The organism is Fusobacterium sp. SYSU M8D902 (genome assembly GCF_040199715.1).
GTDB lineage: Bacteria > Fusobacteriota > Fusobacteriia > Fusobacteriales > Fusobacteriaceae > Fusobacterium_A.
The window spans coordinates 26,246-38,206 of sequence record NZ_JBEFNA010000021.1 but is presented as its reverse complement, the minus strand read 5'-3'; the positions used below and the strand labels follow the sequence as shown (position 1 = coordinate 38,206).

Below are 11,961 nucleotides of genomic sequence, written 5' to 3'. Positions count from 1 at the left end.
CAGGATTAAGATTCGCTATCAGAGAAGGTGGAAGAACAGTAGCTTCAGGAGTAGTTGCTGAAATTCTTAAATAATAAATTACCTGAATAGGGTATTTTGAAGAGGAGCAGATACCTGCTCCTCTTTTTTTATCAAGGAGAGGGTATGGAATTTTTTATAAATTTGTTTACCAAAATTTCTTTAATGGGAATTTTTATCTCTTTTGCAGCTTTTTTTCTTGGTATAAAATTTCCTGATTGGGATTTTAAAATGAAATTAAGACATAGAAGTATACTTACTCATAGTCCCTTAATTTTATTGATATTTATAAGAGTCTATGAGCAGGATAAAAATATAAACTTTAGATATTTTTTGATGGGATTTTCATTGGCATTAGCTCTTCACTTTATATTTGACCTATTTCCAAAAGGTTGGGGTGGAGGGGCATTAATAAAAATCCCTATTTTAAAAATAAGTTGTAATCCAAAAATAAGTAAGATGATATTATTTTTCTCTGCAGTTATTAGTATTCTTGTAGCAATATGCTATACAGAGAACTTAACAGAATTTTATTACCTATTTTTTTTAGGAGTAGTAACAATTTTAAAAGATACTATTAAAGAGAATAAACTGTTTAGACCGTTAATTTCATTTACAGTTTTTGCAATTGGAATAGCTTGTCTAAGACATAAAGAATTGTATTTATTGATAAGAGAGAGTGGAAAGTATATCATAGACAAAATATACATATTTTTTTAAGTAAAATAATAGCTTTTCTTGACAATATGTGAGATAAAATAATATAATTTAGAGAGAGTATAAAAATTTTGAAAGGAGAAATAGAAAACAGATGAGAGATATTAAAAATCTAGAAGCAACAGCAACAAACATAAGAAAATCAATAGTTAAAATGATTTGTGAAGCTAAATCAGGACACCCAGGAGGATCATTATCAGCAACAGATATTTTAACAGCTCTATATTTTGATGAGATGAATATAGATCCTAGCAATCCTAAAATGGAAAACAGAGATAGATTTGTTCTTTCAAAAGGGCATGCTGCTCCAGCACTATATGCAACTTTAGCTGAGAGAGGATACTTTGATAAAGAGATTCTAATGACTTTAAGACAGTATGGATCAATTTTACAAGGACACCCTGATATGAAAAAAGTTCCAGGAGTAGAGATCTCTACTGGATCATTAGGACAAGGTCTATCTGTAGCTAACGGAATGGCTTTAAATGCAAAAATCTCAGATCTTTCATACAGAACTTATATAGTTTTAGGAGATGGAGAGTTACAAGAAGGTCAAGTTTGGGAAGCTGCAATGACTGCTGCTCACTTCAAATTAGATAACATCTGTGCATTTTTAGACTTTAACAATCTTCAAATTGATGGAAATGTAGATAAAGTTATGGGAGTAGAGCCTGTTGATGCAAAATGGGAAGCATTTGGTTGGAATGTAATAAAGATCGACGGTCACAATATGGAAGAGATATTAAAAGCTTTAGAAGAGGCTAAGACAGTAAAAGGTAAACCAACTATAATAATTGCTAAAACAGTAAAAGGAAAAGGAGTATCATTTATGGAAAACGTATGTGGATTCCACGGAGTAGCTCCAACAAAAGAGGAAACTGAAAAAGCATTAGCAGAATTAGGAGGGAATAATTAATGAGTAAAAAATCTACAAGACAAGCTTATGGTGAGGCTTTAGTAGAGCTAGGGCAAATAAATAAAAATGTAGTAGTTTTAGATGCAGATTTAACAAAATCAACAAAAACAAATTTATTTAAAGAAAAATTCCCAGAGAGACATTTTAACGTAGGGATAGCTGAAGCTGATTTAATAGGAACAGCAGCAGGATTAGCAACTTGTGGAAAGGTAGCTTTTGCTTCTACATTTGCTATGTTCGCAGCAGGAAGAGGATTCGAGCAAATTAGAAATACAGTTGCTTATCCAAAATTAAATGTTAAAATAGCTCCAACTCACGCTGGAATATCAGTAGGAGAAGACGGAGGATCACACCAATCAGTAGAGGATATAGCATTAATGAGATCTATTCCAGGAATGGTAGTATTATCTCCAGCAGATGCAGTAGAGACTAAAAAAATGGTATTTGCAGCAGCTGAATATAATGGACCTGTTTATATAAGAATGGGAAGATTAGATGTTGAGACAATTTTTGATGAAGCAACATATGATTTCCAAATAGGAATTGCTAATACATTGAGAGAGGGAACAGATGTAACAATTGCATCTACTGGATTAATGACAGCTGAAGCTTTAAAAGCTGCAGAGATATTAGCAGAAGAGGGAATATCAGTTAGAGTAATCAACGTTGGAACAATCAAACCACTTGATGGAGAGACTATATTAAAAGCAGCTCAAGAGACTAAATTCATAATAACTGCTGAGGAGCACTCAGTAATTGGTGGATTAGGATCAGCTGTATCAGAATTCCTATCTGAAGTACACCCGACAAAAGTTAAAAAACTTGGAATCTATGACAAGTTTGGACAAAGTGGAAAAGCTAATGAATTATTAGAGAAATATGAGTTAACAGCAGCTAAATTAGTAGCAATGGTTAAAGAAAATATGTAATAAATAAGTTTGGGAGGGCTGGCATAAACTCCTTTATGGTCAGTCCTCATCTTTTTATATAAACTTTAGAATGAGGTGGCTATGAATAATTTTAATGTGATAAGAGAGGGGAAAAAAATAGTGAAAAGCGGGATTCAGATAAAAAAGGTAACATTTATTTTAAATATTTTAGCTTTTATCATCTTAAACTTTTTCTTGGCTTTTTTCATCAATACTCAAGGGATAACTCAGAAAATAGAGAGAGAATATTTTTTTACAGCGGACTTTCAAGGAAATGTAGCGGAGATAGATAAGGAAAAAACAGAGATTGAAGTATTAAAATTAGAGGGAGTTAGACAGGTTAGATATATTTCGAAAGAGGAAGCATTCCAAAAGTTACAGTATCAATTGGATGTAGCTATACCTAGAGGTGAAAATCCACTTTCAGATAGTCTAGTAATTTATTTTGAAAAACCTTCAGATATAGAGAAAATTCAAACTAGTTTAGAAAATAATCAAAATATTAAAGAAGTTTTTGTAGATGGAGAATTTATCAATTATAAGGGAAGACAGTTAAAGTTTTATAGAATGATAATGGTAGGAATATTTGTAGGATGTATATTGCCTATGTTAGGAATTGTATACTACATATTCTATAGTGCTATTTCAATAGATTATATAAATAATATTGAGATAGGGAGAGATGATAACTCTAGTAAGGCTAGAGCAAGAAAGGTCAATTTGCTTCCGTTTACAGCTAGTTCAGTAATAGGAACTTTAATATTTTTTAATGTATATAGTTATTTTAGAAAAAATCTTCTTTTGATCAGTAGCAAATATCTATTGTTAGGATTGAAAGAGATATTTGTAATTCAATTTGTTATTATTTTTATTATAAATCTTTTAATCTGGTTAAAACCTATAAAGATTGGGGTGTTAAAGTGGATAGAAGATGGCAAAAAGTAATTTTATTTTTAATGGTGGCAACTCTTAGTTTTTCAGATACATTAACTGATATGGAGAAGAAGATAAAAGCCATAGACAGAGAGATTTCACAGAAAAACCAGAGGATAAAAAATATAGATGTACAGACTCAAAAATTGGAAAAACAGATCCTAGAGTTAGAGAGAGATATTTTAGAGATAGCTAAAGACAGAGAAAAGATCTTAAATGATATAAAGACAGTTTCTAAAAATATCGAATATGGTGGACAAAACCTAAATATAACCTCAAGTGAGTTAAAGAGAAAAAAACTTGAGTTTAAAGCAAAGATTATTGCTTGGAATAGATACTCTAAAGAGAGAGAAGAGAATCTAATAGAGGATACTTTGTTAAAGAAAGACTTTAAAAATCTTCTATATGGAGATTTGCAAAAGATGGAACATATTAAGAAAGTCCAAAGCAATATACAGAAAGTAAAAGCAGATATTGAAGGGGAAAAATTAAAACTTTCAAAGCTTAGAAATAAATTGGCTTTAAACTTGGAACAGATGGATAGTAAAAAAAGTCAGCATGGTAAACTAATTGATCAATTAAATAGAGAGAAAAGTGGTCATGTAAAAAGTATAAGTAAACTCCAACAAGAAAAAGAGAGAATTGAGAAGAAGATAAAAGAGATAATAGTTGCAAGAACTAAAACAGATAAAAAGATAGTGAATCAATCTCAAGCATATTCAAAATTAGGAAAAGTAATCAAACCAGTTACAGGAAATATTGTTGTAAGATTTAATCAGAAAAAACAACAAGAGGTAACAAGTAACGGAATAGAGATACAAGCTAGAATGGGATCTAAGATTAAAGCATCAGCAAAGGGAAAAGTAATATATGCAGATGTATTCCAAGGATTGGGAAATGTTGTAATGATAGATTATGGATATAATATGATAGGAGTATATGGAAACTTAATAGCAACCAAAGTTAAATTGAATCAACAGGTACAGCAAGGTGCAGAGATAGGAATTTTAGGATTATCTGTTGAGGGTAAACCAAACCTATACTATGAACTAAGATTTAATTTAAAACCTATTGACCCTGTTCCAATGTTTAAATAACTTTGGTGGAGGAATAATGAAAAAAGTTTTTATAATGTACAATATGGACAAACCAGTGGCTCAAGAGCTATATAATAAGAGTGTAGAGTATTTTAAAAAGAAAAATATAGAGATAGTGGACAAAGCTAATAAAGCTGATTTTGGAGTTGTTATTGGTGGAGATGGGACACTACTTAGAGCGTTTAGGAACTTTATATTTAAAAAAAATCTATATGTAATAGCTATTAATGCTGGAAGTCTAGGTTTTTTAACCGAGATAAAAAAAGAGAAGATGCTTGAAGAGTATGATAATTTTTTAAATGGAAAATTCAAGTATGAGAAGAGACACATATTGGAAGTGGAGCTTGATGGACAGATATACTATGCTCTAAATGAGGTAGTTATCTCAAAAGCTGGAATTACCTCTAGAGTATTGAGAGTAAATTTTAAAACAAATGGAGAGTATATGTGTACCTATAAAGGAGATGGGGTAATTGTAGCCACTCCAACAGGTTCAACTGCTTATTCAATGTCAGCAGGTGGACCCATTCTAAAATCTGATATGAAGGCTATTGTAATAACTCCAATAGCTCCACACAATCTTAATACAAGACCTATCGTAATAGGTGGGAATGAGAGGATTGAGATGAAGATTGAAGATGAGAAGAGAATGGGACAATTGATAATTGATGGTCAAACAAATAAGAAAATTGGAAGTATGGAAAGTATAAGAATGGAGTATTCTAAGTATACTTTAAATTTAGTTATTCCAAGGGATAGAAATTATTATAGTGTACTTAGAGAAAAATTGAAATGGGGAGATAATCTGTGTTAAGAGAGCTCAAAATAGAAAATTTAGCTATAATAGAGAAACTTGATTTAGAATTTGAAGATGGATTTATTGTTCTTACAGGAGAGACAGGGGCAGGAAAATCAATTATATTGAGTGGTATAAATCTTTTGATAGGAGAGAAGGCTACTACTGATATGATTAGAAGTGGAGAGAAGACTCTATCTGCTCAAGGTGTTTTTGAGATCAATGATGAACAGAGAGAGGAACTTATAGAAAAATTTGCAATTGATGCTGAAGATAACGAAGTGATAGTGAGAAGAACCTTAGATATAAATGGTAAGGGAAAAGTCTTTGTAAATGGGATAAGAGTTTCTCTTACCAATCTAAGAGAGATAATGGGATCTTTGGTAGATATAGTAGGTCAGCACTCTCATCAAATGCTTTTGAATAAGAACAACCATATAAAACTTTTGGATAAATTTTTAGGAGAGCAGGGAAAAGAGCTATTAAAGAGTAGTAATAGACTTTTTTCAAGATATAAAGAGCTAGATAATAAAATAGAGCAGATAGAAAAAAACAGAAAAGAAGCAATAGAGAAAAGAGAGTTTTATGAATTTCAATTAGCTGAAATAGAGAAGATAAATCCTAAGAAAAACGAGGATACACTCTTAGAAGATGAGTATAAAAAACTTTTTAATGCTGGAAAGATAAAGGAGAAGATAGAAAATTCTACACTTTACTTGAGAGATGGAGAGGTTAGTGCTCTACATCTTATTCACAACTCTAAAAAAAATATAGAGGGTTTGTGTAAATATGGAAATGACTTCAGTGAACTTTTAGATAAGTTGGAAAGAGTGTATTATGAATTGGAAGATTGTGTTGACATTATGGATACTCTTGATGATGATATAGATATAGATGATAGAAGATTGCAGGAAGTAGTTGATAGACTGGATATAATCAATAAGATGAAGATAAAGTATGGAGCAACTATTGAGGAGATAATCGAATTTAAAGAGAGTATTGCACAGAAGATAAATCTATTGGAAGAGGATAGCTTTGAGATTCAAAAACTCCAGAAAGAGAGAAAAGAGATAGAGGAGAGCTATTGGGAAAATGCTCATCAACTTAGAAGATTGAGAAAAGAGAAGGCTATACAGATAGAGAAAAATCTGAAAGAGGAATTAAAATTCTTGAAGATGGGGGACGCCAAAATACATGTTGTAGTAGATGAAAGTGAAGGTATGGGAGCAAATGGAGCTGATAGTGTGGAGATCTTTATATCTACAAATATTGGTCAAGATATGAAGCCCCTATGGAAGATAGCTTCTGGTGGAGAGGTAAGTAGAATTATGTTAGCTCTAAAGGTTATATTTTCTAGAGTTGATAATGTTCCAATACTTATATTTGACGAGATAGATACAGGGGTTGGAGGAGAGACAGTTAGAAAGATAGCTGATAAATTGAGAGAGATAGGAGAGCATGCCCAAGTTGTTTCTATAACACACTCACCAGCTATTGCAGCTAAAGCACACCAACAGTTCTACATAAAAAAATATACTTTAGAAAATAATACTTCAACAGTTGTAACTAGATTAGATGAGCGTGGAAGAATAGAGGAGATAGCTAGAATGTTAGCTGGAGAAAATGTAACAGAAGCAGTATTCCAACATGCTGAGGAACTTTTGAAAGAGAGTAGATAGTTATGGATTTTATAGAGGAATTTTTACAAAAAACAAAAGCTGATGGAAAGATAAATTCTTCAACTTTGGTTATATATAGAAAAGATATTGAGGATTTTGATGGATTTATAGTTGGAAAAGAACTGATAGATGTAGAGACTATTGATGTAGTTAAATATATTGAAGAGTTAAAAAAGAAGTACAGTGATATGTCTGTATATAGAAAGATCAGTTCTTTGAAGAGCTTTTATAAATATCTATTAAAGGCAAAAATAATTGATGAAACTCCTATAAAAGGGATAGAGTTATCCAATCGTGTAAAGAGATCAACACAGGCTCTAGAAAAATGGGAGTTAAAAAAAATATTAGATGTTTGTAATGAAAGTTATGAGGAGAGAAGAGACTCTTTGGTAATTAGATTACTCTATGAAACAGGACTTAAGATAGGAGATATTTTAAATTTAGATAGAGAGAACTTAGAAAAATATGAGTATAAAATGATAAATCTATACTCATCAACTAAGATTGTTACTGAAAGAGTGAGTGAAAAATTAGCTGAAGATTTGAAAAAATTTTCAGAGGAAAGTTCAGTAAAAATGTATACAAACGATAATAAAATTTTTTCTGGACTAACTAGAGAGAGTTTTCGTGTGAGATTTATAAATTATGGAAAAAGAGCTGAGCTAGATAGAGATATATCCCCAAATATGATAAAGAAAATCATAGTAGAAGAGAAGACAAGAGATGAAGAGGGATTATCATTTTTAGATAGAATAAGAGAGCAGTATATGAGAATAGGAATAGGAGATGATTAGATGAAAGCAGGATTTATAGCTGTAGTTGGAAGACCAAATGTTGGAAAATCTACACTGATCAATAAGCTTGTATCAGAAAAAGTAGCAATAGTTTCCGATAAAGCTGGAACGACAAGAGATAACATTAAAGGGATTTTAAACTTTAATGACAATCAATATATTTTTATTGATACACCAGGGATACATAAGGCTAAACACCTATTGGGAGAGTATATGACTAACTCTGCAATAAGAGTGTTAAAAGATGTAGATGTAATATTATTTGTATTAGATGGATCTCAAGAGATAAGTACAGGGGATCAATTTGTAATGGAGAAGGTAAAAGAAGCTAGAAAAACTCCAAGAATACTTATAGTTAACAAGATAGATAAATTGAATGATGAACAGTTAAAGGCAAAAAGAATCGAGATTGAAGAGAAATTAGGAGAGTTTGATGGTGTTGTTGAGATATCAGGTCAATATGCAATAGGACTTCCTAAATTATTAGAGAAAATAGATCCATTCTTAGAAGAGGGGATAAAATACTATCCTGATGATATGTATACAGATATCTCTGTATATAAGATAATAACAGAGATTGTAAGAGAGAAGATACTATTGAGAACGAGAGATGAGATACCTCACTCAGTGGCTATTGAGATTTTAAATGTTGAGAGAAGAGAGAATGGTAAAGATAAGTTTGATATAAATATCTATGTAGAGAGAGATTCTCAAAAGGGAATCATCATAGGTAAAGGTGGAAAAATGTTAAAACAGATAGGAGAAGAGGCAAGAAAAGAGATAGAAGAGTTAATTGGAGAGCCTATTTTCTTAACACTTTGGGTAAAAGTAAAGGACGATTGGAGAAAGAAAAAACCATTCTTGAAAGAGATGGGTTATGTAGAGGAAAAATAATATCTAGGAGAGGAGAAAGAGTTAGTGAATAGTATTAAAATTGAAAAAGGAATGTTGAGTAAGTTTATCTCTTATTACAGACCATATAAAAAACTATTTTTTATGGATTTGTTAGTGGCAACAGTTTCAGCATTGTGTGATTTAGTATATCCTATGATAACAAGAAATGTTGTAAATGTTGTTATTCCAAATAGAGAGTTTAGATTTATAATTGTATTTGGAGTCGTATTATTAGGCATCTATCTAATAAAGATGTTATGTGCTTATTGGATGCAATATTGGGGACATCTAGTTGGTGTTGGAATGCAAGCTGATATGAGAAGAGATGTATATGAACATCTTCAAAAATTACCAGTAAAATATTTTGATAACAATCAAACTGGAAATATTATGTCAAGAATTGTAAATGATTTACAGGATATATCAGAGTTAGCCCACCATGGACCAGAGGATCTATTTATATCTTTCTTTATGATAGTTGGTTCATTTATAGTGCTTCTAAAAATAAATGTAGCTCTAACTATGATAGTATTTTGTATACTACCAATAATAATATGGTATAGTATGTACAAGAGAAAAAAATTATTGGCATCATTTATGAAAACAAGAGTGGAAACAGGGGATATCAATGCAAAATTGCAGAATAGTATATCTGGAATAAGGGTATCAAAAGCCTTTGTAATTGATGAAGATGAGAAAGAAAGATTTGAAGAGGGAAACCAAAAATTTGTACAAGCTAAGTCATATTCATATAAGGTAATGGCAGAATACACAGCTGGAGTTGGATTTTTTACAGATTTATTAGATTACTCTGTATTGATAGTAGGAGCTATTTTTACTTATAATGGTAAGATAAATATCGGAGATTTTCTAGCTTATTTACTATATATCAAGATATTTACTCAGCCTATAAAAAGATTGATAGCCTTTGTAGAACAGTATCAAAATGGTATGAGTGGATTTAAAAGATTTATGGAGATCATAGAGGTAGATAGAGAGAAAGATAGAAAGGATGCAAAAGATTTAGAGAATATATCTGGAGAGATAACTTTTGAAAATGTAAGCTTTAGCCACGAAAATAAAAAGGTTCTTGACAATATCAATTTAAATATTGCTCAAGGAAGAATGTTAGCATTAGTAGGACCTTCTGGTGGAGGAAAGACAACTCTATGTAACTTAATACCAAGATTTTATAATGTTGACAGTGGAGATATAAAGATTGATGGTAAGAGTATATATGATGTTAAGGTAGATTCATTAAGAAGAAATATCGGAATAGTTCAGCAAGATGTATTCCTATTTACAGGAACTATTAAAGAGAATATCTTGATAGGAAAAACTGATGCAACTGATGAAGAGGTAATAGAAGCAGCTAAAAAAGCTAATATACATGACTTAATTATGGAGATGCCAGAAGGGTATGATACAAATGTAGGAGAGAGAGGAACAAAACTCTCTGGAGGACAGAAACAGAGAATAGCAATAGCTAGAATTTTCTTAAAAAATCCACCAATATTGATATTGGATGAGGCTACTTCTGCATTGGATAATATTACTGAAAGACTTATTCAAAAGTCATTAGAGGAACTATGTAAGGGAAGAACTACAATTGTTGTTGCTCATAGATTATCTACAATTCAAGCAGCTGATGAGATAATTGTTTTGACAGATAACGGAATACAAGAGAGAGGAACACACAAAGAGTTATTAGAGAGCAAAGGTTTCTATTACAAATTGCATAGTATGAGCCAATTGTAAAACTTTATTTTACAAGAGAAAAAAAATATGTTATAATATTAGATATTGAATAATAGGCGATGGAGTTCGCCTTTAAGTGCGAAAGCTAATGACTCCTACTCTTTAAGGGTAGGAGTCTTTTTATTTTTAGGAGGTTTACATATGCAGTATTTGATTACATTAGTTTTTTTAGTAGTATTAGCTTTTTATTCAAACTTTATTGGTAAGTTGTTTGAAAAATTGAGATTACCTTCATTGTTAGGAATGATGGTGGCAGGGCTTATAATAGGACCATATGGTTTAGATAAGATACCAGATTTAGCATTAAAAATATCACCAATTTTAAAAGATATTGCTTTGGTGACAGTTCTTTTTATAGGTGGATTGGGAATAGGTGTTGATCAGATAAAAAAAATTGGAAGACCAGCTGTTTGTTTAAGTATTATTCCAGCTACTTTAGAGGGATTTACAATAGCTTATTTAGCTACAATATTTTTAGACTTTACCTTTGTTCAAGGGGCTATTTTAGGCTTTATAATAGCAGCAGTAAGTCCAGCAGTCTTGATACCAGCAATGGTAAATCTAATTGAGAAGAAAGTTGGTCAGAAAAAATCTATTCCACAACTACTATTGGTAGGAGCTTCAGCAGATGATTCAATAGCTATAACACTATTTACCTCTTTTTTAGCTATATATTTTCAAGGAATAAATGGAGGAGATTTTAATCTGAAGTTACAGTTAATAATCCTTCCTATCTCAATAATAGTGAGCCTTTTAGTGGGAGCTTGTGTAGGGTATATTGGAAGTAAAAGTTTTTTACTTATAAAAAATATAAAGATTAGATTAGCAACAGTGTTTTTAATCTGTTTAGGATTGAGATATATTGAAAATAGATTTCATTTTAATCTATATAACTCTCTTTTGACTATAATGTCTTTAGGATTTTTTATACGTTATTATCAAAAAGAAAAGTATAAAGAGATTCATCAAGGTATGAATAATATTTGGAAATATGGAAAAATATATCTCTTTACTTTTGTAGGAATGGCAATAAATCCAAGACTTATAGGTGGATATTTCTTTATTGGTGTAGTGATATTATTTTTCTCTCTAACAATTAGATCTATTGGAGTATTGATATCTCTAATAGGTACAGATTTAGATTATAAAGAGAGATTATTTTGTATAATAGCATATCTTCCAAAGGCAACTGTTCAGTCAGCTAAAGCTGGAATTCCTCTTCAAATGGGAGTGATAGGTGGAGAGATTATGCAGGCAATAGCGATCTTAAGTGTGTTAATAACTGCCCCTTTAGGAGCTATTGGAATAAACTTGACTTATGATAGATTGATAAATAGAGATTAAAAAATGGAGTAGCTTTAAAAGTTACTCTATTTTTTATTATAGAGAATGAACTTTATATTTTACTTGAAAGAATTTGAAAGAAATTA

Annotated in this window: 12 protein-coding genes and 1 riboswitch; all 12 genes read left to right on the top strand. The window is 31.0% G+C overall.

Annotated elements, in window-relative coordinates; translation table 11 throughout:
- Nucleotides 1-74 (top strand): EF-Tu C-terminal domain-related protein (locus tag ABNK64_RS08195; protein WP_349764075.1); only part of this gene is annotated, 74 nt, incomplete at its 5' end.
- Nucleotides 75-144: 70 nt separating this feature from the next.
- Nucleotides 145-738, top strand: coding sequence for a hypothetical protein (locus tag ABNK64_RS08190; protein ID WP_349764074.1), 594 nt, complete (start codon nt 145-147; stop codon nt 736-738).
- 91 nt (nt 739-829) lie between these two features.
- A complete protein-coding gene (locus ABNK64_RS08185) occupies nt 830-1,651 on the top strand; it encodes a transketolase (protein WP_291256659.1) in 822 nt (273 codons plus the stop codon).
- On the top strand, nt 1,651-2,580 hold the full coding sequence (locus tag ABNK64_RS08180) for a transketolase family protein (RefSeq protein WP_291258733.1): 930 nt from the start codon (nt 1,651-1,653) through the stop codon (nt 2,578-2,580). Before ABNK64_RS08185 ends, ABNK64_RS08180 begins: the two co-directional genes overlap by 1 nt.
- Before the next feature lie 81 nt (nt 2,581-2,661).
- On the top strand, nt 2,662-3,525 hold the full coding sequence (locus ABNK64_RS08175) for a cell division protein FtsX (protein ID WP_291256661.1): 864 nt from the start codon (nt 2,662-2,664) through the stop codon (nt 3,523-3,525).
- A gap of 11 nt (nt 3,526-3,536) precedes the next feature.
- Complete coding sequence (locus tag ABNK64_RS08170) at nt 3,537-4,610, top strand: murein hydrolase activator EnvC family protein (protein ID WP_291256704.1); 1,074 nt, start codon at nt 3,537-3,539, stop codon at nt 4,608-4,610.
- A 16-nt stretch (nt 4,611-4,626) separates the two neighbouring features.
- Complete coding sequence (locus ABNK64_RS08165) at nt 4,627-5,424, top strand: NAD(+)/NADH kinase (protein WP_300342578.1); 798 nt, start codon at nt 4,627-4,629, stop codon at nt 5,422-5,424.
- On the top strand, nt 5,418-7,085 hold the full coding sequence (gene recN, locus ABNK64_RS08160) for a DNA repair protein RecN (RefSeq protein ID WP_300342580.1): 1,668 nt from the start codon (nt 5,418-5,420) through the stop codon (nt 7,083-7,085). The genes ABNK64_RS08165 and recN overlap by 7 nt, the downstream gene beginning before the upstream one ends.
- Nucleotides 7,086-7,087: 2 nt before the next feature.
- Nucleotides 7,088-7,879 carry a tyrosine-type recombinase/integrase gene (locus ABNK64_RS08155; RefSeq protein ID WP_349764073.1) on the top strand — a complete coding sequence of 264 codons (792 nt, stop codon included), beginning with the start codon at nt 7,088-7,090 and terminating at the stop codon, nt 7,877-7,879.
- Nucleotides 7,880-8,773, top strand: a complete 894-nt coding sequence (gene era / locus ABNK64_RS08150; RefSeq protein WP_349764072.1) for a GTPase Era — start codon at nt 7,880-7,882, stop codon at nt 8,771-8,773.
- Between the two features lie 51 nt (nt 8,774-8,824).
- Entirely contained in the window at nt 8,825-10,531 is a 1,707-nt protein-coding gene (locus tag ABNK64_RS08145; RefSeq protein ID WP_291256705.1) for an ABC transporter ATP-binding protein, read from the top strand.
- 46 nt (nt 10,532-10,577) lie between these two features.
- A riboswitch (Fluoride riboswitch) is annotated at nt 10,578-10,636 on the top strand.
- Nucleotides 10,637-10,672: 36 nt separating this feature from the next.
- Nucleotides 10,673-11,875: a cation:proton antiporter gene (locus ABNK64_RS08140; RefSeq protein WP_349764071.1), complete on the top strand. Its 1,203-nt coding sequence runs from the start codon at nt 10,673-10,675 to the stop codon at nt 11,873-11,875.
- Nucleotides 11,876-11,961: the final 86 nt, after the last annotated feature.